Genomic DNA, 23543 nt, shown 5'->3' on the forward strand with positions numbered 1-23543 from the left:
CCCGCCCGTTTGCGGGAGGGCCGGAAGGTTTGGCAATGCAGTGACCTAACCGGACGGGGTGGGCCGGCATCAAGGTCTCGCGTGGGGCGCAATGCAGTCGCACCCCATCCCTTAAATCCGCCGCTTCTCCAGCTTGCGCGCTAGGGTCCGCCTATGCAGCCCCAGCCGCCGCGCGGCTTCGGAGATGTTGAAATCGCATTCGACCAGGGTGCTGTGGATGTATTCCCATTCCAGCGTCTTGATCGAGCTCTTGCGGCCGTCGACGGGCACGTCCGGGTCGCCCTGGGTGCTGGCGAAGGCGGCTTCGATGTCGTCGGTGTTGGAGGGCTTGGCGAGGTAGTGGGCGGCACCCAGCTTGATCGCCTCGACGGCGGTGGCGATACTGGCGTAGCCGGTGAGGACCACGATGTGCGTGTCCGGCCGCATGGCATGGAGCGACTGTACCACCGCCAGCCCGGAATCGGCGCCGAGCTTGAGGTCCACCACCGCGTAGTCGAAGTCGGTGGCTTTCGCCTTCGCCTCGGCCTGCTGCGCGGAAGCGGCGGAGGAGACCACATAGCCGCGCCGCTCGAACGAACGGCGCAGGGTGCGGGCGAAGGCCTCGTCGTCCTCGGCGATGAGCAGGGTGCGGCCGGGTTCGCTCGTGTCCCTGTCGTTCATGCGGGGCTCTCCTTCGTATAGGCCAGCGACGCCAGCGGCAGGGTGAGCCTGACCGTCGCGCCGCGCGGCTGGCGGTTCTCGACCGCGACCTTCCCGCCCAGCTTGCGCACCACGTTGAAGACGAGGAACAGCCCAAGGCCGCCGCCGTCGCGCCCCTTGGTCGAGGCATAAGGCTGGCCCACGCGGGGCAGCAGGTCAGGTGCGAAGCCGGGACCTTCGTCGCTGACGGCTATCAGCAGATCGTCGTTCTCGCGCGCGATTTCAAGGATCACGCGCTCGGGCGAGACTTCCTGCGCATTGTCGATCACATTGCCGATCACCTGCCGCAGCCCGGGATCGGCGACGATCGCGACGTCCGCCCCGAAGCGGTCGATGAAGCGCAGTTCGCCATCGGTGCGCGATTGCCAGTCGGCGGCGATATCGCCGAACAGGGCGCGCACGCTGGAGACACTGGGGTTCTCCCCGCGCATGTCGCCTGCCGACATCAGGATGCCGCTGACGATGGTCTTGCAGCGGTCAAGCTGGGTGCGCATGTCGGTGAGGTCTTCGCTGAGTTCGGTGTCGGCGGCGATGGCGGGCAGGTGAGACCAGTCACCGAGGATCACCGAGATCGAGGACAGCGGCGTGCCCAGTTCGTGCGCGGCGCCCGAGGCAAGCAGGCCCATGCGGATGATGTGGTCTTCCTCAGTGGCCTGCTGGCGCATCTCTTCCAGCGCCTTGTCGCTTTCGCGCCGGTTGCGGTCGAGCCGGACGACGAAGAACACCAGCAGCACGGCGGCGAGGACGAAGCAGAACAGGCTGCCGAGCTGGTAGAGGTGGAACTGGTGCGCGGCGTGGCGCGCGGGCAGGTCCAGCGGGACATAGACGAATGTCACCAGCAGCATGGACAGGCAGGCGAGCAGGGCAATGGCCCAGCTCCAGCGCGGATCGAGAATGACCGCGCCGATCACGATCTGCAGCAGGAACAGGAAGGTGAAGGGATTGGTCGCGCCGCCGCTGTGGTAAAGCTGCCAGCACAATGCGACGACATCGATCACCAGGGCATTGAACAGCTCACCCTGCGAGAAGTGCTCGCGCCGCTGCAGCAGGCTGGCAGTGGCGAGATTGATCAGGATGAGCAGCAGCGGCGCCATCAGCAGCGGCATCAGCGGCAGCTTGACCTCGAGGATCTGCGCCACCGCGACGATCGTCGCGAGCTGGCCGAACACCGCAATCCAGCGCAGCTGCATCAGCAGCAGCACATTGCGCCAGCTTTCGCTGCGCGAGGGGGGGACGGGGTCGATCAGGCGTATCATGCCTGATCCCTATGCCCTGCGGCGCCACACAACGCCAATACCGACTGCCGAAAGCAGGGCCATGGCGAACCATGTGAGGGCGTATTGCAGGTGGTTGTCGGGGAATTGGATGACCGTCAGGCCGGGGACGGGCGCGGGCTTTCCGGACGCGGGCGCGGAAGCGGTCTCGGTCTGGGCGTCGATGAAGACCGGGGCAGCGGGGCCGGTGTGTCTGGCTTGCGAGAGGGCTGCCAGATCGCGCGAGTACCAGCGATCATCCTGCGGGCGGTTGGACTGGAGCAGGCTGCCGCCCGGTTCAGTGGGGCGCACGAGGCCGGTTACACTGACGAAGTCTGAGGGCGTGGTCTTGCTCGCCTGAGGCACTGTCGTGCCCGCGGGGAGGAAGCCGCGGTTGATCCAGACGGTGCGGCCGTCCGTCATGTGCAGCGGGGTCATGGCCCAGTAGCCGGTGCCGAGATCGGTGGCCGCTCGCACGAGGGCCGTCTGCGATGCAGCGTAAGTGCCGGTCACTTTTACACGCAGGTAGTCGAGCGTGCCCGGTGCGGCCGAGGCCAGCCGCGCGGTGGGGGGCAGGGCGGCTGGCGCAGCATGGACCCGCGCATCGACGCGGGCGATCAGGTCGTGCTTCCAGTGCAGGCGCTTCACTTGCCACACGCCCAGCGCCACGAAAGCGGCCAGTGCAAAAAGCAACAGCAGGGTCAGCCCCCAGGGCCGCCCTGCTGCAGTGGTGTCTTGTGCCCCGGTGGGCGCGTTCAGGGGAGTTGTCCCATGTCGTGGCTCGTCATCGGCATCATGTTGTGGTTGAGGTGATACATCACCCACAGCGAGCCGGACAGCGCGATCACCACCAGGATGATGGTGAAGATCAGCGCCATGACCGTCCAGCCGTTCTCCGACTTGGTGTTCATGTGCAGGAAGTAGATCATGTGAACCACGATCTGCACCACGGCGAAGGCCATGATGACGAGAGCGGTCGCCTGCTTGTCGGCAATCGCGCCGCTCATCACCAGCCAGAACGGGATGGCGGTGAGGACGACCGAGAGGATGAAGCCGATCACATAGTCGCGCAGCGAACCGTGGCTTTCGCCGTGCCCGTCGTGGTCATGCCCGTGATCATGACCATGGCTGTGGTCGTGGGCGGCGTGGTGGTTGGCAGCGCTCATCGCAGCATCCCCATGAGATAGACGAAGGTGAAGACGCCGATCCAGATGACGTCGAGGAAGTGCCAGAACAGCGACAGGCACATGAGGCGGCGCTTGTTGGCCTGGATCAGGCCCTTGCGGGTGATCTGCGTCACCAGCGTGAACAGCCAGATCAGGCCGAAGGTGACGTGAAGGCCGTGGGTGCCCACCAGCGAGAAGAACGCGGTGAGGAAGCCCGAACGCATCGGCGTGGCGCCCTCATGGATCAGGTGCGCGAACTCATAGAGTTCGATCCCGAGGAAGCAGGCGCCGAACACGGCGGTGATCAGCAGCCAGCTGATCGTCGCGCCCTTCCGGTTCTTCGCCATGGCCAGCATGGCAAAGCCGTAGGTGATCGAGGAGAACAGCAGCATCGCCGTGTTCAGCGCGACCAGCGGCAGCTCGAACAGGTCCTTGGGGCTCGGCCCTGCCGCGTAGTTGCCGCCCAGCACGCCATAGGCCGCGAACAGCATCGCGAAGATGAGGCAGTCGCTCATCAGGTAGATCCAGAAGCCCAGCATGGTGCTGGCGCCTTCGGGATGGTGGTGCGGTTCCAGCTCGTAGAACGCGGCGGTGAGCTGCTCGGGGCTGGCGGTAGGCTTGGTCATGGTATCCATGGTGGTGGCATTCATGGCTCAGGCTCCCGCAGGCGCGAGCTGGCGCAGGGCCGTCGCTTCGGTCGCGGTCACTTCATCGGCGGGGATGTAGTAGTCGCGGTTGTAGTTGAAGGTATGGAAGATGGCGTAGCCGATCAGACCGGCGAAGGTCAGGCCGCCCAGCCACCAGATGTGCCAGATCATCGCGAAGCCGAAAACCGTGGCGATGCCGCCCAGGACGATACCGGCTTCGGTGTTCCTGGGCATGTGGATCGCCTTGAAGTTGCCGGCCGGACGCGGCGCACCGCAACGCTTCATGTCGTCCCAGGCATCGATGTCATGGACGACCGGGGTGAACGCGAAGTTGTAGGCGGGCGGCGGCGAGGTGGTCGACCACTCGAGCGTGCGGCCGCCCCAGGGGTCGCCGTCGCACGCCAGTTCCTTGCGCTTCCAGATCGAGTAGCCGACCTGGACCACGAAGGCGCCGATGCCCAGCGCGATCAGGGCCGCGCCGAAGGCGGCGATCATGAACCAGATCTGCAGGCTCGGATCGTCGAACACGCGCATGCGGCGGGTCACGCCCATCAGGCCGAGCACGTAGAGCGGCATGAAGGCGAACCAGAAGCCGATCGCCCAGCTCCAGAAGCTCAGCTTGCCCCAGCCTTCGTGCAGCTTGAAGCCGAAGGCCTTGGGCCACCAGAAGTTGATGCCCGCGAACACGCCGAACACGACACCGCCGATGATCACGTTGTGGAAGTGCGCGATCAGGAACAGCGAGTTGTGGAGGACGAAGTCCGCCGGGGGAACCGCGAGCAGCACGCCGGTCATGCCGCCGACCACGAAGGTCAGCATGAAGGCGATCGTCCACATCATCGGCAGCTCGAAGCGGATGCGGCCGCGGTACATGGTGAACAGCCAGTTGAACAGCTTCGCGCCGGTCGGGATCGAGATCACCATCGTGGTGATGCCGAAGAACGAGTTGACGCTCGCGCCCGAACCCATCGTGAAGAAGTGGTGCAGCCACACGATGTACGAGAGGATGGTGATGACCAGCGTCGCGTAGACCATCGAGCTGTAGCCGAACAGGCGCTTGCCGCAGAAGGTCGAGGTCACTTCGGAGAAGATGCCGAAGCAGGGCAGGATCAGGATGTAGACCTCGGGGTGGCCCCAGATCCAGATCAGGTTCACGTACATCATGGCGCTGCCGCCGAAGTCGTTCGTGAAGAAGTTGAAGCCCAGGTAGCGGTCAGCCGTCAGCATGCACAGCACCGCGGTCAGCACCGGGAAGGCGGCGACGATCAGGATGTTGGTGCACAGTGCGGTCCAGGTGAAGACCGGCATCTTCATCATGGTCATGCCCGGTGCGCGCATCTTCACGATCGTGCAGATCAGGTTGACGCCCGATAGCAAAGTGCCGACGCCCGCGATCTGCAGGGCCCATATCCAGTAGTCGACACCGACCCATGGACTGTAGGCGATGCCCGACAGCGGCGGATAGGCCAGCCAGCCGGTCTGGCCGAATTCGCCGATGAACAGCGACATCATTACCAGCACCGCGCCCGAGGCGGTCATCCAGAAGCTGAAGTTGTTGAGGAACGGGAAGCTGACGTCGCGCGCGCCGATCTGCAGCGGAACGACGTAGTTCATGAACCCGGTCACGAAAGGCATCGCCGCGAAGAAGATCATGATCACGCCGTGGGCAGTGAAGACCTGATCGAAGTGATGCGCGTTGAGGTAGCCTTCCGAGCCGTTGAAGGCCCAGGCCTGCTGCAGGCGCATCATCACCGCGTCGGCAAAGCCGCGCACGAACATCACGAGGCCCAGCACCATGTACATGATGCCGATCTTCTTGTGATCGACGCTGGTGAACCACTCCTTCCAGAGATAGCCCCAGACCTTGAACCAGGTCAGCGCGGCGACGAGGGCGATGCCGCCCAGCGCCACGGCGGCGAATGTGGCCCAGACGATGGGCTCCTGCGGGATCGCATCCCACCACAGACGGCCCAGCAAGGGGCTCCAATGATTGTGAACTACGGTTTCCATGCTGGTCAGTTCCGGGAAGTCAGGTGGGAATGCGCCGCGTGCTCTTCGGCCTTGTCAAAGGCGATGGCGTTGGGGGCGAAAGACTGCGGGGCCGTAAGGCCGGCGCCGCTCAGCGACTTCAGGTCGGCGGGGGCCTTGACGGTATTGTCGGGAGCGGTGCCGGGCTTCTGCTCGCACAGCGCACGCACCCAGGCGAGTTCGCGGCGCGTTTCGGCGTCGGGGTTGGCATTGGCAGCGGCTGAAGCGGCGCGGCCATGCTTGTCGTAGGAGAGCATCGAGACGTTGCGGATCCCGGCCTTGCCGAGGCCGCCGCGCGCGTCGATCGCCATCATCTCGCTCATGCACATCTTGCCCGGTTCGACGCACATGTCGAGGATCTTGCCGTAGAGGTCTGGCGAGACCGAGGCGTACTGCGCCGCGGGCACGTTCTCGCTCGGCTTTTCGAGTTCGAGGTAGGTGGCAGCGTCCAGCGCTCCCGCGCTATCCTTGCCGCCCGCCTTCACGCTGTCCGCCCACCTGGCGAAATCGGCTTCGGTAACCGAGCGGGTCTTGAAGCGCATGCCGGAGAAGCCCGCGCCCGAATAGTTGGCCGAGAAGCCCACGAAATCGTCGCCGGTCTTGTTCATCACCGCGTTGAGGCGGGTCTGCATACCCGGCATCGCGTAGATCTGTCCGGCCATGGCGGGCACGTAGAACGAGTTCATCACGCTGGAGGCGGTGATCTTGAAATCGAGCGGGCGGCCTGCGGGCACGACCAGTTCGTTGACCGTGGCAATGCCTTGTTCGGGGTAGATGAACAGCCATTTCCAGTCGAGCGCGACGACGTCCACCTCAAGCGGCCTGGCATCCTTCGCAACCGCCTTATCCGGGGCGATGCGGCCGATCGTGCGGTAGGGATCGAGCAGGTGCGTGCCCACCCAGGTCAGCGCGCCGAGGCAGATGATGATCAGCAGCGGCGCGGCCCAGATGACCAGTTCGAGCTGGGTCGAATGATCCCAGTCCGGCTGATAGTCGGCGTCCTTGTTCGAGGCGCGGTATTTCCACGCGAAGAACACCGTCAGGGCCATGACGGGAACGATGATGATCAGCATCAGCACGGTCGACATGACGACGAGGTCGCCCTGCTGCTGTGCGACATCACCGGCCGGCTTGAGCACGACCGTGTTGCAGGCGGACAAGGCTCCCGTCAGCGACAGGGCAGCCAGGACTCGGGCCAATACGGAGGTTTGGCGCGGCTTTGGGCGGGAATCGGATAGGCGCATGCGGTGCCGGTAGGCCCGTGCTGCGAATGCGAACATAGGACATTTTGTCCAATCCCCTTGATCGCGATCAATGACGATAGGGCCACCATGTGACGTCGGGTGCATGTGCGCCCGGCCAGATGATTCGTCCGTTTCCGGCGCGCTTTCCGGCGTGGGGGCGGACCCGATTATGAAGGCCGCGAAATCAAGATGAGCACTGTCCCCCAGAGCCGCGAAGCCCTTGGCTTGCCGATCTTCAAGGAACATCACAAGGTGTCCCCGGCCGAGATCGCGATCGGCGTCATCATCGGCCGTACGTCGGAATTCTTCGACTTCTTCGTCTATGCCATCGCCTCGGTGCTGGTGTTCCCGAAGCTGTTCTTCCCCTTCGTCGATGCGCTGACCGGCACGCTCTATTCCTTCGCGATCTTCTCGCTGGCGTTCATTGCCCGCCCGCTGGGATCGCTGATGTTCATGGCGATCGACCGCGCCTACGGCCGCGGCACCAAGCTGACGATCGCGCTGTTCATGCTCGGCGGCTCGACGGCGGCCATCGCCTTCCTGCCGGCCTATGCCGATGCGGGCATGACGTCTGTCTGGCTGCTGGCGCTGCTGCGGCTGGGGCAGGGCTTTGCCCTCGGCGGGACCTGGGATGGCCTTGCCTCGCTGCTCGCGCTCAATGCCCCCGAGGAAAAGCGCGGCTGGTACGCGATGATCCCGCAGCTCGGCGCGCCGTTCGGCCTGATCGTCGCCAGCCTGCTGTTCGCCTACATGGTGACTTCGCTTTCGGCCGCGGACTTCCTCGACTGGGGCTGGCGCTATCCCTTCTTCGTAGCCTTCGCGATCAACGTGGTGGCACTCTTCGCGCGCCTGCGCATCGTCGTGACCGAGGAGTTCGAGCACCTGTTCGCCAGCCGCGACCTGCAGGCCGTCAGCGTTTCCTCGACCATCCGCACCGAGTGGAAGACCATCGTGATCGGCGCCTTCGCGCCGCTCGCCAGCTTCGCGCTGTTCCACATGGTGACGGTGTTCCCGCTCTCGTGGGTCTATCTCTTCACCCGTGAGACGCCGGTCACCTTCCTGCTGATCGAGGCGACGGCTGCCGCGTTCGGCGTGGTCGCGGTGATCGCGTCGGGCCGTCTGGCCGACCACTTCGGCCGCCGCCGCCTGCTGGGCGGCTGCGCGGTAGGCATCGCCGTGTTCTCCGGTTTTGCACCGCAGCTGCTCGATGCCGGCACCGTGGGCGAGATCGTGTTCATGGTCTTCGGCTTCATCCTGCTCGGCCTCGCGTTCGGCCAGTCCTCGGGTGTCGTCGCCTCGGGCTTCGCCACCGAGCATCGCTACACCGGTTCGGCCTTCACCAGCGACTTGTCCTGGCTGGTGGGTGCCGCCTTTGCACCGCTGGCCGCGCTGCTGCTGTCGGTGAATTTCGGCCTGCTTGCCTCGGGCGCCTACCTGCTCTCGGGCGCGCTGGCGACGCTGGTGGCGCTCTGGCTCAACACCGGGCTGGCCGGTAACAAGTAAGCTTCAGATTATCCTGTCCGCATGAAGGCATGTGGACAGGATAATCATAAATGGAACATAATGGGAACATTGAAGTGATTCGCGTGATGTTCCCTTATGACCCGGAGCCCGGCCTCTAACTCTCTTTCCGCATCTCCCGGCCCGTCCGGGGAGGATTTTCCGTGGCCCGCGCCCGGCCATCTGCATGAGGTTCATGCCGATGCGGCGGCGCTGGCGGTGACACTGGCGTTCGCTCTTGCCGCGACAGGCCGGGCCGATGCGAGGCCGATCCTGCTGGCCCGCTGCCCGCGCCGGGCGGCGCTGCCGGTGCGGATCCATGGCGAGGGGCTCATCGGGCTCGGCATCGATCCGGGGCGACTGATCCTGGTCGAGGCGAAGGACGATGCCGCGCTGCTGCAGGCCGGGCTCGATGCGGCGCGCTGTGCGGGGCTGGCGGCGGTCGTGCTGGAAACCTGGGGTGCCTTGCCGCGCTACGATCTGACCGCCAGCCGCCGTCTGGTACTGGCGGCCGAGAAGTCTGGCGTGCCGGTGATCGTGCTGCGGGGCGGTGCCGCGCCGCGCACCAGTGCCGCGCACAGCCGTTGGATTGTCCGGCCTGCGCCATCGGTGCCCTGGCTGGCCAATGCGCCGGGATGGCCCGCCTGCGAGGTGGAGCTGTCGCGGCGGCGGGGTGGTCCTTCGGGTCTGCGCTGGCGGCTGGAATGGAACGAAGGGGGGATTGCGGGCACGAACGGAGGTTTCCATGCAAGGCGCATCGATACCGCGCCGCTATCTGGCGCTGTGGTTCCCGTGGTTCCCGTGCGAGCGGGTGCGGAAGGCGGAGGGGCAGAGGGAGGAGCAGGCGTCATCCGCGCCTTTGGTGCTCGCCGCGCGGAGTGGCAATGCCCTGCGCCTGACGGCTCTGGACGCGCAGGCCAGCAAGCTGGGCCTGAGCGTGGGGATGACGCTGGCGGATGCACGGGCGCGCTGTCCCGATCTGATGAGCTTGCCGCATGACACCGAAGCCGATGCCCGCGAACTGGAGCGGCTGACTGCGCGGATGCAGCGTTTTACCCCGATGGCGGCCCCCGATCCGCCCGATGGGATCATGCTCGATATCACCGCCTGCGCGCACCTGTTTGGTGGCGAGACCGCACTGGCGTGCACGGCTGCGGTCGAGGCGGGCTACACCGCGCGCCACGCCTTCGCCGCCCACGCCGCGGCGGCGCGGGCATTGGCGCGGTACGGGGAGCTATCCCCTCCTTCGTCATTGCGAGGCCGTAGGCCGAAGCAATCCAGGGTGGTTTGCGCCGACTCTGGATTGCCGCGCGGCTTCGCCGCTCGCAATGACGATGGTGAGGAGATCGCGGAGGAGGCGCTGCACGCCCGCATCCACGCGCTCCCCATCGCCGCGCTGGAACTGCCAGAAGATGCGCAATCCGGCCTGCGCCGCGCGGGGCTCGTCACTCTGGGCGATCTTGCCGCGCGGCCGATGGCGGCGCTGGCCGCGCGTTTCGGTGGGGACATGGTGGCACGGCTGCGCGCGGTGCTGGGCGAGCAGGACAGCCCGATGGTGCCGCAGCGCCGTGCCGAACCGTTACGTGCGAGCGTACGGTTCGCCGAGCCGGTCGCCCGTACCGAGTTCGTGCTCGATGTGATCGAGGATCTGCTGGCCGGTCTCTGCCGCCAGATGGAGGTGCGCCATCTCGGCGGGCGGCGCTTCACTGTCCGGCTGGAGCGCACCGACGGCGCCCGGCGGCAGCTCACGGTCGAAACCAGTGTGCCCAGCCGCGATCCGGCGCGGATCATCCGTCTGTTCCGCGAGCGGATCGAGGGGCTCGCCGACCCGCTCGATCCCGGCTTCGGCTTCGATGCCATGGCCCTGGCCGTGACCCGCAGCGAGCCGTTGCATCCGGCGCAACCCGCGATGGATGGCGAGGGGGGCGTGGCGGCGGAAGGCATCGCCGTGCTGATCGACCGGCTGACGACGCGTTTCGGGCGCGACGGCGTGCTGCGCACGGGGCCGTGCGACACGCATATCCCGGAAATCGCGCAGCGGGTGCTGCCCGCGATGCAGGTGGGTCCCGCAGCATGGCCGGACCTGGGCGAGGGCCAGCCGCGCCCCCTGTTCCTGCTCGATCCGCCCCAGCCGGTCACGGCCATGGCCGGTGTGCCCGATGGCCCGCCGCAGCGGCTGCGCTGGCGCGGCCACCTCCACGAAGTTGTTCGCGCCGAGGGGCCAGAGCGGATCGCCGCCGAATGGTGGCGCAAGGCGGAGGGCCATGTGGCGGGCGGGGCCGGGCTCACCCGCGATTACTACCGCATCGAGGACGAGACCGGCGCGCGCTACTGGGTGTTCCGCCACGGCCTCTACGAGGAAACCGGTGAGCCGCGCTGGTACATGCACGGCCTGTTCGCATGAACGTGATCGAGCCTGTCGCGGCCAGTGCCTACAGCTTCCTGCGCGGCGCCTCGCACCCCGGCGAGATGGTGGCGCGCGCCCATGCGCTGGGCATGGCGGGCATCGGCATTGCCGACCGCAACACCGTGGCGGGCGTGGTGCGCGCGCATGTCGCGTGGAAACAGCCCGGCGTGCGCGAGAGCGGCTTTCGCCTGCTCACCGGCGCGCGGCTGGTCTTTGCCGACGGTACGCCGGATATCGCAGCCTATCCCGTCGACCGCGCCGGGTGGGGGCGCCTCACGCGGCTCCTCACACTGGGCAACCGGCGCGCGGAGAAGGGCGATTGCTTGCTCCACCTGCCCGACCTGCTCGGTCATGCCGAAGGACTGGTGCTGATCGCCATGGATGGTTCGCCGGACCTGCTGGGCGCGCTGAAGGAGGCCGCGCGGCATCTGTGGCTGGCCGCCACGATGCCGCGCGGCGGGCGCGATGCGCGCGAACTGGCGCGGCGCAGGGCACTGTCGTCCGAAACCGGCGTGCCGCTCATTGCCAGCAACGATCCGCTCTATGCCGGGCCGGAGTGCCGGGCGCTGCACGACGTGATGACCTGCATCCGCGAGGGCACCAACGTGCAGGCCGCCGGGCGCAAGCTCGCCGCCAATGCCGAACGCTACCTCAAGCCCCCCGCCGAGATGGCGCGCCTCTTCGCCCGCTGTCCCGAGGCGCTCGCGGCGGGGGCGGACCTGCTTTCCGCGATCCGCTTCACGCTCGACGATCTGCGCTACGAGTATCCGCACGAGCCGGTCCCTCCCGGCCATACGCCGCAGGGCTGGCTCGAACATCTGGTGGAGCAGGGCGGACGGACCCGCTTCCCCGATGGCCTGCCGGACCAGTACCGCCGCACGCTGGCGGAGGAATACCGCCTCATCCGCGAGCGGAACTACGCGCCCTATTTCCTCACCGTGCACGATATCGTCGCCTATGCCCGCTCGCTCGATCCGCCGATCCTGTGCCAGGGGCGCGGCAGCGCGGCCAATTCGCTGGTGTGCTATTTCCTCGGCGTCACCCCGATCGATCCGGTGCAGGAGCAATTACTGTTCTCCCGCTTCCTGTCCGATGCGCGCGACGAGCCGCCCGACATCGATGTCGATTTCGAGCACGAGCGGCGGGAGGAAGTGATCCAGTACATCTACCGCCGCTATGGCCGCGAGCATGCGGGGATCGCTGCCACCGTGATCCACTACCGCCAGCGCAGCGCGATCCGCGAAGTGGGCAAGGCGCTGGGGATGACGGACGATGTGACGGCGCGCCTCTCGGGCACGATCTGGGGCAGTTATGGGGGGCGGGACGAACTGCCCGAGACGCGCCTGAACGAGGCGGGTTTCGATCCCGCCAATCCCGAACTCGCCCGGCTGCGCGATCTGGTGGGGAGCTTGCTCGAATTTCCCCGGCACCTCTCGCAGCACGTCGGCGGCTTCGTGCTCACCGAAGGGCGGCTGGACGAGATGGTGCCGATCCACAACGCGGCGATGCCCGATCGCACTTTCATCGAATGGGACAAGGACGACATCGACGCGCTCGGGCTGATGAAGGTCGACGTGCTGGCGCTCGGCATGCTCACCTGCATCCGCAAGAGCTTCGACCTGATGCGCGAGCACGGATTGGGCGACCATGTGCTGGCCACCGTCCCGCGTGAGGATGCAGCGACCTACCGGATGCTCCAGAAGGCCGACAGCATGGGCACCTTTCAGGTCGAGAGCCGGGCGCAGATGTCGATGCTGCCGAGGATGAAGCCGAAGGAGCTTTACGATCTGGTGATCCAGGTCGCGATCGTGCGGCCGGGGCCGATTCAGGGTGGCATGGTCCACCCCTACCTGCGCCGCCGCAATGGCGAGGAGCCGGTGGAATTCCCTGGCCCGCCGGACAGTCCCGATGAGCTGCGCGCGGTGCTGGGGCGCACGCTGGGGGTGCCGCTGTTTCAGGAACAGGCGATGAAACTGGCGATCGTCGCGGCCGAATTCACCCCGGTGGAGGCCGACGGGCTGCGCCGGGCCATGGCGACGTTTCGTCGCCACGGCACCATGCCCCGCTATCAGGAAATGCTGGTCGAAGGCATGGTCCGGCGCGGCTACCAGCGCGATTTCGCCGAGCGCTGCTTCGAGCAGATCAAGGGCTTCGGCGACTATGGCTTTCCCGAAAGCCACGCGCAGGCCTTCGCCTGGCTGGCTTATGTTTCCAGCTGGCTGAAATGCCATTACCCGGCGGTGTTCACTGGCGCGCTGCTCAACAGCCAGCCGATGGGCTTCTACGCGCCCTCGCAGCTGGTGCAGGACGCCCGCGCGCATGGGGTGGAAGTGCGCCCGATCGATGTGGGGGCGAGCCAGTGGGACAGCACGCTGGAAGGTGAGCGCATCTTGCGTCTCGGCCTGCGCCAGATCGGGGGCTTCCGAGCGGAATGGGCGGAGCGTTTGCAGCAGGCCCGCGCGGCACGGGCCTTCGCGGACATTCAGGACCTCGCCACCCGCGCGGATCTGCCTGCTCGGGCGATGGCGCTGCTGGCCGATGCCGATGCGCTCGGCTCGCTGGGGCAGGGGCGCCGCGACGCGGGCTGGGAAGTGCGCCGCCTGCCGCCGAAACAGCTCTCGCTGTTCGCGGCGATGGAGGCTCCCGAACTCGGCGCCGAGCCCGATGCCGCGCTGCCGGCGATGCCGCTGTCTGAGGAAGTCGTCGCCGATTACCAGACGCACCGCCTGTCGCTGAAAGGCCACCCGATGCAGTTCCTGCGGGCACGGCTGACGGGCGAGGGCGTGCTGAGCTGCGCCGGGGTCAACGCCGCGAAGGACGGCGCGCGGGTGCGCTGCGCAGGCGTAGTGCTGGTGCGCCAGCGGCCGGGCAAGGGCAATGCCGTGTTCATCACCATCGAGGACGAGACCGGCGTGGTCAACGCGCTGCTCTGGGCCCGCGATTTCGAACAGCAGCGCCGTCCGGTCATGGCCGCCCGGCTGGCCGAGATCGCGGGAGAGGTCCAGCGCAGCAAGGAAGGCGTGGTGCACCTGATGGCAAAGCGGGTGACCGACCGCTCGGCCCTGCTGGCGCGGCTGGACGGGACATTGCCCGCCGACCTCAAGGACGAGCGTCCCCCGGCAGCACCCCGTTCACGCCATCCGCGCAACGTGCGGATTTTGCCGCGATCGCGGGATTTTCATTAGGAGGGAGGCGCAACTTGTCCAGCCAGTCTCACGTTCGCACCGCGCCCGCCAGTTCGATCAATTCCTCGGTGATCTGCTCCTGCCGCAACCGGCGTGAGGTGGCGGTCAGTTCGTCGAGTTTGCGGGCGACGTTTTCGCGCGCGGCGATCATCGCGCGCATGCGGGCGTCGTTCTCGGCGGCGTAGGACAGGGTCACTGCCTCGCAGAGCTGGGCGAAGACATATTCGTCGGTCAGCCGCGCCAGCAGCAGCGGCGCGGGCAGGTGCACCAGCGGAGGCTGGGCGAGATTGGCGGGCGGGAAGCGCGCGAAGTCGAAGGGGATCACGGTCTGCGCCGCCACCCGGTAAGGCGCAGTATGGGTATCGTCGGGCCGGGCGCTGACCACCACGACGCGGCTGACCGTCCCTTCCTGAAGCCGGGCGAAGAGGCGGTCGGCAAGGCGGTTGGCGAGCGCCGCAAGCTGATCGGCATGGCCCGCCATGGCGAGGCAGTCGACCGGCTCCAGCCCGCGCTCGCGCGCAGCGCCCACGCCGCGGCTGCCGGCGATGAGCAGGTCCATCCGCTCCGTGCCGAGGGTCTCGGCGAGCGCCTGCACTTCGTCCAGGACATGGGTGTTGAAGGCGCCGACGAAGCCCTGCTCGGCGCAGAGTGCGAGGACCAGCACGCGGCCCCCCACGCCCTCGCCGCCGCCGGGCGCGGTACCGTCATCGGAATAGAGCGCCAGCGCCTGCGCAATGGCGCTGCCGATGGTCTGGGCATATTCGCGGATGCCCGCCAGCCGCGCATTGGCCTCGCTGCTGCGCACGGCGGCGATGCCGCGCATGGCGGAGATCACCGAGGAGAGCTGGCGAACGCTGTCGATCCGGGCTTCGACATCGCTCAGCCGCTCAGCCATGGGCGGACCCTGCCAAAGGACCTCCAACAAGCGAGCGGACGACATTCGCCATCCGCGCCAGCGCGGCTTCATCGAGCGTCTGGCTGGCCTCGACCACCGCAACCAGATCGCTTGCCGCCGCATCGAGCGCAGGACCGATCCGGGCGCGCAGGCCGGCGATGGCCTCTGCCGGGATCGCATCGAGCACGCCGGCATCAAGCGCGGCCAGCAAGGCCACTTCGTCGGCCTGCCGCATCGGGCTGAAACGGGGCTGGGCGAGCACGGCGCGGATGCGCTCGCCGCGCGTCAGCGTCGCCTTAAAGCGCGGGTCGGAGACGCCGCCAAGGCGCGTGAACATCTCCAGTTCGAGGAACTGCGCATAGTCGAGCCTGATCCGCCCCGAGACCTGCCGCAGCGCCCGCTTCTGCGCCTTGCCGCCGACACGGCTGACCGAAAGCCCGACATCGACCGCGGGGCGCTGGTTGGCGGCGAACAGGCGGCTGTCGAGCACGATCTGGCCGTCGGTGATCGAAATCAGGTTGGTGGGGATATAGGCCGAAAGGTTGCCCGCGTCGGTTTCGGCAATCGGCAGCGCGGTGAGCGATCCGCCGCCCAGCTCGGGCGAGAGGCGCGCTGCGCGTTCGAGCAGGCGGGCGTGGAGGTAGAAGATATCGCCCGGATAGGCCTCGCGCCCCGGCGGCTCGCGGGTGAGCAGTGCCAGCTCGCGGTGGGTGGCCGCATGGCGGGTGAGATCGTCGATCACGATCAGCGCGTGCTGGCCCTTGTCGCGGAAATACTCGGCCATGGTGAAGCCCGCGAAAGGCGCGAGCCATTGCAGCCCCGGCGCCTCTGCAGCCGAGGCCACGACGAAGATGCAGCGTTCAGGCGCGCCGTGGGCCTTCACCGCCTCGATAGCCCGGTCGATCGCGCTCGCCCGCTGGCCCACCGCGACATAGACGCAAAAGAGGTCCGAATTCTTCTGGTTGATGATCGCATCGAGCGCGACCGAAGTCTTGCCGGTGGCGCGGTCGCCGATGATCAGTTCGCGCTGGCCGCGCCCGAGCGCGAAGAGGGCATCGACCACCAGCACGCCGGTCTCGACCGGCTGCGAGACCAGATCGCGCTCGATGATCGCGGGAGCCGGGCGCTCGACTGGCAGGCGGGCGGTCTCGACAATCGGATCGCCCCCGTCGAGCGGACGGCCGAGCGGGTCGACCACGCGGCCGAGCAGCCCTTCGCCCACCGGCACGCGCACCACTTCGCCGGTGCCCGAGACGCGCATCCCCGCCTCGATCCCGGCGGCATTGTCGAGAATGACCGCGCTGATCGCATCGGCATCGAGCGTGAGCGCCAGCCCCATCTCGCCACCCGCGAAACGCAGTTGTTCGTTGAGGCGGACATTGGGCAGGCCGGAGATGCGGGCAATGCCATCGGCCACTTCCTCCACCACGCCGAAGGTCTCGGCATGGGGCGTGAGGTCGATGTCCCTGAGACGCTCGCGCCCCTGCTCCAGCCAGCGTGTACCGAGGTCTTCCGGGAAGGCCGCGTCATCCATCCGGGTTATCCAGCTTTGCGGTCACGCGGTCGAGATCCGCGCGCAGGTTGACGTCGAGCACGGCCATGCCGCCGCTCAGCCGCAGCCCCGCGATCAGGGCGGGATCGGCGTCGAAAGTCAGAGATGCCTCATGCCCCAGCGCCCGGCTGATCGCCTCGTGCGCGGCGGCCTTGTCTTGGTCGCCGAGCGGACGGGCGCTGAGCAGATGCGCGGACTCGGCCGATGTGGCGAGCGCTTCGCGCGTCGTTTCGGGCAGCGCGGACAGGGCCTGTCCCAGTTCGGGCAGGAACGCGGAGAGCGGCAGCTTCGCGCCCGGCCCTTCGAGCAGGCGCGCGGCCATGTCGGCGGCGAGTTCGTTGGCATGGCGGGCCATCTGCGCCTCGGCCTGCCCGCGTGCATGGGTGATCGCCATTTCGGCATCGGCGCGCTGGCGCTGCACCTCGGCATGGGCGGCCTCGACCAGCTTGGCGCGCTGGCCTTCGGCTTCCTTGCGCGCGGCGTCTAGCGCCGCTTCGCGCGCGGCAATCGTGCGGTCACGCTCGGCCTCGGCGTCGCGGATCGCGGCTTCCGCCTTGTCCTGCGCGGCCTTGGCATCGTCGAGCAGGGCATTCGCCGCCGCCTGCCGGTCGGCCACGACTTTCGCCATGGGGCGGAAGAAGAACCGCCCCAGAAGCCAGAGCAGCACCACCAGATTGATGGTCTGCAGGCCGATCGTCCACCAGTCGATGCGCATGGAGAGTGCGCCCCCGCCTTACTTCACGAAGGGATTGGCGAAGAGCACCAAGAGCGCAACCACCAGGCAGTAGATCGCCATGGTTTCGATCATGGCCAGGCCCACGAAGAGCGTGCGCGAGATCGTGCCCGCCGATTCCGGCTGCCGGGCAATGGCATCGAGCGCGGCGGCGACGGCGCGCCCTTCGCCAAGCCCCGGCCCCAGCGCACCGAAAGACACGGCGATGGCCGCCGAGAGCACGCTGATTTCTTCAACTGTCATGAAGCACTCCGTTCAGGGGAACCGGCGTCGCGGCCTTCGCTGACCGCGGCGCCGATGAAGACGCAGCCAAGAATGGCAAAGATATAGGCCTGCACCGCGCCCGTCAGCAGATCGAGCGCCATCAGCGGGATCGGCACCAGCAGCCCGGCGAGCGAGAGCATGATGCCGATCACGAAGACGCCGCTCATCACATTGCCGAACAGGCGGATGATCAGGCTGAACGTGCGGGTGATCTGCTCGACCAAGTTGAGCGGGATCATGATCCATGTCGGCTCGGCGAAAGTCTTGAGGTAGCCCACCAGCCCGTTCGAACGCACGCCGTGGTAGATCGTCGCGACGAAGACCAAGAGCGCGAGCGCCGCATCCGTTTCCAGATGCGCGGTCGGCGGCTCGACGCCGGGCAGCGCGCCGGACCAGTTGGCGATCAGCACGAAGAGGAAGATCGTGCCGATCAACACCCGGTAAGGCGCGGGATCGGACTGCACGACATCGCGGATCTGGTCGTCGAGGGCGCCGGTGATGAGTTCCGCCACGGCCTGCACCTTGCCCGGCCGCTGTGTGAGGCTGCGCTTCAGCAGGAGCGCGCCGAGCACCATCAAGGCCATGATCGCCCAGGTCGCGACGACCGGCTGGGTCACGGGCACCGGGCCGATGTGGAATACGGGCTCGACGACGAGCGGCGAGTTCATGGCTCCCTCCGTGTGCGGCGCAGCACCACGGCGCGGGCAATGACGATGCCCAGCGCGCCTGCCAGCAGGGGGATGGCCCCCAGCTTTACCAGTCCGAACAGCACCGCCACCATGACCGCCATGCGCAGGAAGTGCACCGTCAGCGCGCGGGTCGTGCGCCCGGCCAGATAGTCTTCGCTGACCGAGGCCAGCGTGCCGAAGTGCACGAAGCCCAGCACGAGTCCGAGCAGCAGCGCGCCGGTGGCTTCAAGCCAGACCAAGGGTTCGAGCCCCATCATATCCCCCGGTGCATCCAGCGCCATGCCAGCACGAACCCGATCACTGCCCCCACCATCAGCGCCGGTGCCGAAAAGAAGATGCCGGTGCCGAAATGATGATCGAGCCAGCGCCCCACGACCAGCATCGCGAGGATCGGCAGAACTACCATCCAGCCAAGCACACCGATCTGCCCGAAACGCCTGCCAAGCGAAGGCTCCGGATCGGCGCGCCCGGCCTTCTCCCGCTCCGATGCACGGCGTGCGGCTTCGGCCATGGGGTCAAGATCGGCGGTCATGACTGGTACTCTGCCAGAATTTCGCTGAGCCCGTCATCGCCATTGCGCATCAGGTAGCGCATGAGCTGGCGCACGGCGCGCGCGTGCACTTGCGCCTGCTTGACGCGGGCGCAGCGCTCGGCCTCTTCCTCGCCGGCTCGCGCCGCCTCGATTTCCGCTTCCAGGGCATGGAGATCGTCGCCGAGCAGCGCCTTGCGGCAAGCGATGGCAACGTGGTAGCCGCCGCTGACCGTCAGCACCCCGCCACGCACCGCGCAGTAATGCCGCACGCCCTCTTCATCCTCCCAGCGCACCAGCGAGGACGGCAGCACTGTCAGCAGATCGGCATGACCGGGCAGCACGCCGAAACTGCCGGATTCGTCCATCGCCCGCATCTTGCACGCGGCTCCGTTGACCACCTCGGTCTCGGGCGTTGCAATGGTGAGATGCAGCGTCCGGGTCATGCGGTGACGGTGCCCCCGGCTGCCTGTTCCTTGGCGCGCGCCTCCTCCAGCGTCCCGACCATGAACAGCGAACTTTCGCGCCAGCTATCGCATTCGCCCTCAAGGATCGCGCGGCACCCGGCGATGGTATCCTCGGGCTTCACCGACTTGCCGGGTGTGCCGGTAAACGCCTCGGTGACCATGAAAGGCTGGGTGAGGAAGCGCTGCAGGCGGCGCGCGCGTTCGACGATGCGGCGGTCCTCTACGCCGAGTTCCTCGATTCCGAGCAGCGAGACGACGTCCTGCAATTCACGGTAGTGCTCGATCGTGCGGCGCACTTCGGTGGCAACCCGCACGTGCTCCTCGCCCAGAACGGCGGGATCGAGGAGCACCGAAGTCGACGCGATCGGATCGATCGCCGGATACATGCCCTCGGCCGCCATCGCGCGCGAGAGCACGATCATCGAATCCACGTGGCCTGCGATGGTGGTGACGGCGGGATCGGTGAAATCGTCGGCAGGCACGTAGACCGCCTGAATCGCGGTGATCGCCGCACCGCCGACTGAAGCGATCCGCTCCTGCAGGCTGGCCACTTCGCTCGCCAGCGTCGGCTGGTAGCCGACACGCGACGGCAGGCGGCCGAGCAGACCCGAGACTTCGGCGCCCGCCTGAACGAAGCGGAAGATGTTGTCCATCAGCAGCAGCACGTTCTGGTGCTTGGCGTCGCGGAAGTACTCGGCGATCGTCAGCGCCGTCATCGGCACCCGCCAGCGCGCGCCGGGCGGCTCGTTCATCTGGCCATAGACCAGCACCGTGCGGTCCAGCACGCCGGATTCGCCCATGTCGAGCAGCATCTCGTGCCCCTCGCGCGAGCGCTCGCCCACGCCCGCGAAGACCGAAATGCCCTGATATCCGGTGACCATGGCCTGGATCAGTTCCATCACCAGCACCGTCTTGCCGACGCCCGCGCCGCCGAACATTGCCGCCTTGCCGCCGCGCGAAAGCGGCGTGAGCAGGTCGATCACCTTGATGCCGGTGGTGAAGGTATCGATCGAGCCGGTCTGCTCCGAGAGTGCGGGCGGCGCGCGGTGGATCGGCCAGCGCGGTACGTCATCGGGCAACGGCGCGCCCTTGTCGCCCAGTGCGCCAGAAACGGTCAGCAGCCGCCCGAGTACCGCATCGCCGACAGGTGTCGTCAGCGATGTGCCCATGCGCTGTGCGGCATCCCCGCGGCGCAGGCCCGCCGTCGGCTCCAGCGCAATGGCGCGGACGGTTCCGGTATCGAGATGCGCCTGCACTTCGGCCAGGATCGTGGAGCCGCCGGGCTGTCCGATCGTGATGGCCTCGTCGATGGCGGGCAACCCGCCTTCGGAAAAGGCGATATCGACCACGGCGCCGCGAACGGCGGCCACTGTACCCAGGGCATGGCTTTGATCGAGTTCGGTAGAAGTCACCGGCGAGTCCCGTTGTCCAAAGGATGGTCGGCGCTTGGGCGCAGCCTGTCAACAGGATGAAATGTCCCATCCATCCGAATGAAACCATGGCATTTTCGAATTCCCGCTCTTTCGCTTCGGCGGACAATCGGGTTACAAATCATTCGCGTGTCAGCATGGTGACAGAGACCCGGCGCTAGGCTCTTTTCTTGCAGCCTTTACCGATGGGGCTCGCTTCTGCGGGCCGTGGCCTTTTGATTGAGCGGAGTTTGCCCCTTGCGCCGAATTTTCCTCCTTGCCGGTTCCGCCTGTCTGGCACTGGCTTCCGTCACCGGCGCGTTGCCTGCCCTGTCTCCCGCGACAGCCAAGGCGCCAGCCGCAGCCGAGGCCTCCACGCAGTCCGGCTTTGCCCGCCATGTCATGGTCGCCGCTGCCAATCCGCTGGCAACGCAGACTGGTGTGGACGTGCTCAAAAAGGGCGGCTCGGCCATCGATGCGGCCGTGGCGATCCAGGCCGTTCTGGGACTTGTCGAGCCGCAAAGCTCCGGCCTCGGCGGCGGCTCGTTCATGATCTACTACGACGCAAAGACGCATAAGGTCACCGCCTATGACGGGCGCGAGAAGGCGCCGATGGGGGCGACCAACCGCCTTTTCGTCGACGATAGCGGCAAGCCGATCCCGTTCTTCGACGCGGTGCTGGGGGGCATTTCGACCGGCGTGCCCGGCGCCATCGCCATGCTCGACATGGCGCATCACGACCATGGCAAGCTGCCCTGGGCCGATCTGTTCAAGCCTGCGGAAAAGCTGGCATCGGACGGTTTCATCGTCAGTCCGCGCCTTGCCGGGATGATCACGCTCAAGCAGGCGCCGCAACCTTCCGCGCCCGATGCCAGGCGCTATTTCACCAAGCCGGACGGTACCCCTTATGCCGCAGGCGATCTGCTCAGGAACCCGGCCTATGCCCGCACCCTTCAGCTTATCGCAAAGTACGGTGCCTCGGGCCTGCTGACCGGGCCGGTCGCACAGGACATCGTCAATCGCGTGCATGAAGGTCCCCGGCCCAGCACGCTGACGCTGGCCGACCTCGCCGCCTACCGTCCGGTCAAGCGGGACGCGCTGTGCGCGCCGTATCTCACTTATGTCGTCTGCACTCCGCCGGCGCCTTCGGGCGGGCCGGGCCTGCAGATCGCACTGGGCATCCTCGGCCAGACTGACATCGCGAAACGCGGGCCGGGCGATGCCACGGCCTGGTACGAGTTCGCGCAGGCCAGCCGTCTCGCCTATGCCGACCGTGACCGCTACGTGGGTGACCCGGCGTTCGTGAAAGTGCCGGTCGAAGGCCTGCTCGACCCCGCCTACCTCAAGACGCGCGCTGCCCTGATCGGCGAAAAGGCCGGACCAGTGACCTTCGGCATGCCCGAAGGTGCCCCCGAAGTCGGGCCGGACGCCACCGCGGAACCGGGCGGCACCAGCCACTTCGTGATCGTCGATGCGCAGGGCAATGTCGTCTCGATGACGACCACGGTCGAAAGCATCTTCGGTTCGGGCCGCATGGTCGACGGGTTCTTCCTCAACAACCAGCTGACCGATTTCTCGTTCTCCCCCAACGACAGCGACGGAACGCCCGCCGCCAATGCCCCCGCGCCCGGCAAGCGCCCGCGTTCGAGCATGGCGCCCGCCATCGTGCTGACGCCCGGCGGCAAGTTCGTCGCGGCTGCGGGATCGCCGGGTGGTTCCGCGATTCAGGCCTATAATCTCAAGGTCCTGGTGGCGCTGCTGGGCTGGAAGATGAGCCCGCAGGACGCCGTGTCGCTCCCCAATCTCGTGGCCAAGGGCGACCGCTACGGCGCCGATCTGTTCCCCGAGCCGATCATGCAGGCGCTGGCAGAGCGTGGCATGCCGCTTTCGACGGCGCGTGGCGAGAACTCCGGGTTGCAGGCGATCATCGTCAAGAACGGCGGGTACGAAGGCGGCGCCGATCCCCGCCGCGAAGGCACTGCGCGAGGGTTCTAGACCCACCCCCGTACCACCTGCCGGGCAAGATCGGCAACGGTCCGCGCGGCCGGCGAACGCGTGCGCCCGGCGAGCGTGATGATGCAGATACGGCTCTTGGCAAGCGCCAGGCCTTCGACATTCAGCGCTATCAGGCGGCCATTAGCGAGATCGTCCTCCACAAACGCCGGAGCTGTCGTCCAGGTGCAATCAGAGTGCAGGACGGTTTCCCGCAGAACATAGTAGTTGTCGCATATGAACGTCCCGGCGTCGGCCTTGCCCATGTTCAACCGGACCGGGCGGGCCGCCGGATAAGCTGCGAGGTCTTCGGGCGTTACCCGGTCCTTCCGGGCCAGCGGGTGACCGGCTCTAGCCACATGAGCCAGGTCGAGAAAGGCGATTTCCTCGATGGCGATGCCGTGGGCGTCCGCCAATTGCCAGTCATTGCCGATGATCATTTCAATGGAATCGTCGTAAAGGCTGGCCAGCAGATCCACCGGAGACTTGATGACAGTCGCGATTTCCAGATTGGGACTCGATGACAGCAGACTGCCGCTCAGGCGCGGCAGCAACAGACTGGCCACCAGCGGCCCGATCCCGAACGCAACCCTTCCTGCAGCTCCCTGCGCATAGAGCTGCAAATTGCGCGTCAATTCATCCGCGCTGCGGAGCAGCGACCGCGCTTCTGCCACCACGAATTCCCCGGCCGGCGTGATGGTCACACCCCCGCGCCCGCGATCGAACAGTTTGAGACCGTGCCGGTTTTCGAAGGCTGCTATACTCCGGCTGAGTGCAGGCTGGGTAATGTTTTGCTGCTCGGCCGCGCGCGAGAAGCTCAGCGTGTCGGCGACAGCAACGATGTGGCGAAGGCGGGCAATGTCCATTGCATGCGCGTACAGCAT

Annotated in this window: 22 protein-coding genes; 5 read left to right on the forward strand and 17 right to left on the reverse strand. The window is 67.0% G+C overall.

Translation table 11 applies throughout. From position 1 onward, the window contains the following. Positions 1 to 111: 111 nt before the first annotated feature. The 7 genes from MTR64_RS11260 to cyoA all read right to left on the reverse strand — a co-directional run bounded on the left by MTR64_RS11260 (position 112) and on the right by cyoA (position 7037). A complete protein-coding gene (locus MTR64_RS11260) occupies positions 112 to 660 on the reverse strand; it encodes a response regulator transcription factor (RefSeq protein ID WP_243993824.1) in 549 nt (182 codons plus the stop codon). Next, entirely contained in the window at positions 657 to 1955 is a 1299-nt protein-coding gene (locus tag MTR64_RS11265) for an ATP-binding protein (protein WP_243993826.1), read from the reverse strand. Before MTR64_RS11265 ends, MTR64_RS11260 begins: the two co-directional genes overlap by 4 nt. 9 nt (positions 1956 to 1964) lie before the next feature. Further along, complete coding sequence (locus MTR64_RS11270) at positions 1965 to 2645, reverse strand: SURF1 family protein (RefSeq protein ID WP_243993828.1); 681 nt, start codon at positions 2643 to 2645, stop codon at positions 1965 to 1967. Between the two features lie 62 nt (positions 2646 to 2707). After that, positions 2708 to 3118 carry a cytochrome o ubiquinol oxidase subunit IV gene (gene cyoD, locus MTR64_RS11275; protein ID WP_243993830.1) on the reverse strand — a complete coding sequence of 137 codons (411 nt, stop codon included), beginning with the start codon at positions 3116 to 3118 and terminating at the stop codon, positions 2708 to 2710. After that, positions 3115 to 3744 (reverse strand): cytochrome o ubiquinol oxidase subunit III, encoded by a 630-nt coding sequence (cyoC, locus tag MTR64_RS11280; RefSeq protein ID WP_419144941.1) that lies wholly within the window; start codon positions 3742 to 3744, stop codon positions 3115 to 3117. The genes cyoD and cyoC overlap by 4 nt, the downstream gene beginning before the upstream one ends. 27 nt (positions 3745 to 3771) lie before the next feature. Further along, positions 3772 to 5775 carry a cytochrome o ubiquinol oxidase subunit I gene (cyoB, locus tag MTR64_RS11285; RefSeq protein WP_243993833.1) on the reverse strand — a complete coding sequence of 668 codons (2004 nt, stop codon included), beginning with the start codon at positions 5773 to 5775 and terminating at the stop codon, positions 3772 to 3774. A gap of 5 nt (positions 5776 to 5780) precedes the next feature. Further along, positions 5781 to 7037, reverse strand: a complete 1257-nt coding sequence (gene cyoA, locus MTR64_RS11290; RefSeq protein WP_243994035.1) for a ubiquinol oxidase subunit II — start codon at positions 7035 to 7037, stop codon at positions 5781 to 5783. Positions 7038 to 7226: 189 nt separating this feature from the next. Between cyoA and MTR64_RS11295 the strand changes: the two genes are divergently transcribed. The 4 genes from MTR64_RS11295 to MTR64_RS11310 all read left to right on the forward strand — a co-directional run bounded on the left by MTR64_RS11295 (position 7227) and on the right by MTR64_RS11310 (position 14129). Beyond that, positions 7227 to 8540, forward strand: a complete 1314-nt coding sequence (locus tag MTR64_RS11295; protein WP_243993835.1) for an MFS transporter — start codon at positions 7227 to 7229, stop codon at positions 8538 to 8540. A gap of 96 nt (positions 8541 to 8636) precedes the next feature. Beyond that, a complete protein-coding gene (locus tag MTR64_RS11300) occupies positions 8637 to 9536 on the forward strand; it encodes an ImuA family protein (RefSeq protein WP_243993837.1) in 900 nt (299 codons plus the stop codon). Further along, positions 9427 to 10941 (forward strand): Y-family DNA polymerase, encoded by a 1515-nt coding sequence (locus MTR64_RS11305; RefSeq protein ID WP_243994037.1) that lies wholly within the window; start codon positions 9427 to 9429, stop codon positions 10939 to 10941. Before MTR64_RS11300 ends, MTR64_RS11305 begins: the two co-directional genes overlap by 110 nt. Then, positions 10938 to 14129 carry an error-prone DNA polymerase gene (locus MTR64_RS11310; protein WP_243993839.1) on the forward strand — a complete coding sequence of 1064 codons (3192 nt, stop codon included), beginning with the start codon at positions 10938 to 10940 and terminating at the stop codon, positions 14127 to 14129. Before MTR64_RS11305 ends, MTR64_RS11310 begins: the two co-directional genes overlap by 4 nt. A gap of 28 nt (positions 14130 to 14157) precedes the next feature. Here the strand turns inward: MTR64_RS11310 and MTR64_RS11315 are convergent, their stop codons facing one another. Genes MTR64_RS11315 through atpD form a run of 9 tightly spaced genes read right to left on the reverse strand, consistent with a single transcriptional unit; the run spans position 14158 to position 20637 of the window. After that, the gene (locus MTR64_RS11315; RefSeq protein ID WP_243993841.1) at positions 14158 to 15024 is read right to left on the reverse strand and encodes a F0F1 ATP synthase subunit gamma; all 867 of its coding nucleotides are present in this window, start codon (positions 15022 to 15024) and stop codon (positions 14158 to 14160) included. After that, complete coding sequence (locus tag MTR64_RS11320; RefSeq protein WP_243993843.1) at positions 15017 to 16558, reverse strand: F0F1 ATP synthase subunit alpha; 1542 nt, start codon at positions 16556 to 16558, stop codon at positions 15017 to 15019. Before MTR64_RS11320 ends, MTR64_RS11315 begins: the two co-directional genes overlap by 8 nt. Beyond that, the gene (locus tag MTR64_RS11325; protein WP_243993845.1) at positions 16551 to 17291 is read right to left on the reverse strand and encodes a F0F1 ATP synthase subunit delta; all 741 of its coding nucleotides are present in this window, start codon (positions 17289 to 17291) and stop codon (positions 16551 to 16553) included. The genes MTR64_RS11320 and MTR64_RS11325 overlap by 8 nt, the downstream gene beginning before the upstream one ends. A gap of 18 nt (positions 17292 to 17309) precedes the next feature. Next, the gene (locus MTR64_RS11330; RefSeq protein WP_243993846.1) at positions 17310 to 17552 is read right to left on the reverse strand and encodes a F0F1 ATP synthase subunit C; all 243 of its coding nucleotides are present in this window, start codon (positions 17550 to 17552) and stop codon (positions 17310 to 17312) included. Beyond that, a complete protein-coding gene (locus MTR64_RS11335; protein WP_243993848.1) occupies positions 17549 to 18241 on the reverse strand; it encodes a F0F1 ATP synthase subunit A in 693 nt (230 codons plus the stop codon). The genes MTR64_RS11330 and MTR64_RS11335 overlap by 4 nt, the downstream gene beginning before the upstream one ends. Continuing rightward, positions 18238 to 18543 (reverse strand): ATP synthase subunit I, encoded by a 306-nt coding sequence (locus MTR64_RS11340; protein WP_243993850.1) that lies wholly within the window; start codon positions 18541 to 18543, stop codon positions 18238 to 18240. Before MTR64_RS11340 ends, MTR64_RS11335 begins: the two co-directional genes overlap by 4 nt. Continuing rightward, on the reverse strand, positions 18516 to 18794 hold the full coding sequence (locus tag MTR64_RS11345) for an AtpZ/AtpI family protein (protein WP_243993851.1): 279 nt from the start codon (positions 18792 to 18794) through the stop codon (positions 18516 to 18518). The genes MTR64_RS11340 and MTR64_RS11345 overlap by 28 nt, the downstream gene beginning before the upstream one ends. Continuing rightward, positions 18791 to 19237, reverse strand: a complete 447-nt coding sequence (locus tag MTR64_RS11350; protein ID WP_243993852.1) for a F0F1 ATP synthase subunit epsilon — start codon at positions 19235 to 19237, stop codon at positions 18791 to 18793. The genes MTR64_RS11345 and MTR64_RS11350 overlap by 4 nt, the downstream gene beginning before the upstream one ends. Continuing rightward, positions 19234 to 20637, reverse strand: a complete 1404-nt coding sequence (atpD, locus tag MTR64_RS11355; protein WP_268740874.1) for a F0F1 ATP synthase subunit beta — start codon at positions 20635 to 20637, stop codon at positions 19234 to 19236. The genes MTR64_RS11350 and atpD overlap by 4 nt, the downstream gene beginning before the upstream one ends. A 288-nt stretch (positions 20638 to 20925) precedes the next feature. Here atpD and ggt point away from each other — a divergent pair, with 288 nt between their 5' ends. Beyond that, entirely contained in the window at positions 20926 to 22662 is a 1737-nt protein-coding gene (ggt, locus tag MTR64_RS11360; protein WP_243993854.1) for a gamma-glutamyltransferase, read from the forward strand. On the opposite strand, the gene MTR64_RS11365 is transcribed toward ggt, so the two are convergent. Further along, a complete protein-coding gene (locus MTR64_RS11365; protein WP_243993855.1) occupies positions 22659 to 23543 on the reverse strand; it encodes a LysR family transcriptional regulator in 885 nt (294 codons plus the stop codon). The two genes, ggt and MTR64_RS11365, sit on opposite strands and share 4 nt — an antisense overlap.

It is taken from the genome of Novosphingobium album (ex Hu et al. 2023), assembly GCF_022832385.1.
Taxonomy (GTDB): Bacteria; Pseudomonadota; Alphaproteobacteria; order Sphingomonadales; family Sphingomonadaceae; genus Novosphingobium; species Novosphingobium album.

Excerpts from the sequence above, each read along its gene's own strand:
- MTR64_RS11260 (WP_243993824.1), bottom strand. The coding sequence starts at position 660 with ATGAACGACAGGGACACGAGCGAACCCGGCCGCACCCTGCTCATCGCC.
- MTR64_RS11265 (WP_243993826.1), bottom strand. The coding sequence starts at position 1,955 with ATGATACGCCTGATCGACCCCGTCCCCCCCTCGCGCAGCGAAAGCTGG.
- cyoD (WP_243993830.1), bottom strand. The coding sequence starts at position 3,118 with ATGAGCGCTGCCAACCACCACGCCGCCCACGACCACAGCCATGGTCAT.
- cyoC (WP_419144941.1), bottom strand. The coding sequence starts at position 3,744 with ATGACCAAGCCTACCGCCAGCCCCGAGCAGCTCACCGCCGCGTTCTAC.
- cyoB (WP_243993833.1), bottom strand. The coding sequence starts at position 5,775 with ATGGAAACCGTAGTTCACAATCATTGGAGCCCCTTGCTGGGCCGTCTG.
- cyoA (WP_243994035.1), bottom strand. The coding sequence starts at position 7,037 with ATGCGCCTATCCGATTCCCGCCCAAAGCCGCGCCAAACCTCCGTATTG.
- MTR64_RS11295 (WP_243993835.1), top strand. The coding sequence starts at position 7,227 with ATGAGCACTGTCCCCCAGAGCCGCGAAGCCCTTGGCTTGCCGATCTTC.
- MTR64_RS11300 (WP_243993837.1), top strand. The coding sequence starts at position 8,637 with ATGACCCGGAGCCCGGCCTCTAACTCTCTTTCCGCATCTCCCGGCCCG.
- MTR64_RS11310 (WP_243993839.1), top strand. The coding sequence starts at position 10,938 with ATGAACGTGATCGAGCCTGTCGCGGCCAGTGCCTACAGCTTCCTGCGC.
- MTR64_RS11315 (WP_243993841.1), bottom strand. The coding sequence starts at position 15,024 with ATGGCTGAGCGGCTGAGCGATGTCGAAGCCCGGATCGACAGCGTTCGC.
- MTR64_RS11320 (WP_243993843.1), bottom strand. The coding sequence starts at position 16,558 with ATGGATGACGCGGCCTTCCCGGAAGACCTCGGTACACGCTGGCTGGAG.
- MTR64_RS11325 (WP_243993845.1), bottom strand. The coding sequence starts at position 17,291 with ATGCGCATCGACTGGTGGACGATCGGCCTGCAGACCATCAATCTGGTG.
- MTR64_RS11330 (WP_243993846.1), bottom strand. The coding sequence starts at position 17,552 with ATGACAGTTGAAGAAATCAGCGTGCTCTCGGCGGCCATCGCCGTGTCT.
- MTR64_RS11335 (WP_243993848.1), bottom strand. The coding sequence starts at position 18,241 with ATGAACTCGCCGCTCGTCGTCGAGCCCGTATTCCACATCGGCCCGGTG.
- MTR64_RS11340 (WP_243993850.1), bottom strand. The coding sequence starts at position 18,543 with ATGGCGCTGGATGCACCGGGGGATATGATGGGGCTCGAACCCTTGGTC.
- MTR64_RS11345 (WP_243993851.1), bottom strand. The coding sequence starts at position 18,794 with ATGACCGCCGATCTTGACCCCATGGCCGAAGCCGCACGCCGTGCATCG.
- MTR64_RS11350 (WP_243993852.1), bottom strand. The coding sequence starts at position 19,237 with ATGACCCGGACGCTGCATCTCACCATTGCAACGCCCGAGACCGAGGTG.
- MTR64_RS11365 (WP_243993855.1), bottom strand. The coding sequence starts at position 23,543 with ATGCTGTACGCGCATGCAATGGACATTGCCCGCCTTCGCCACATCGTT.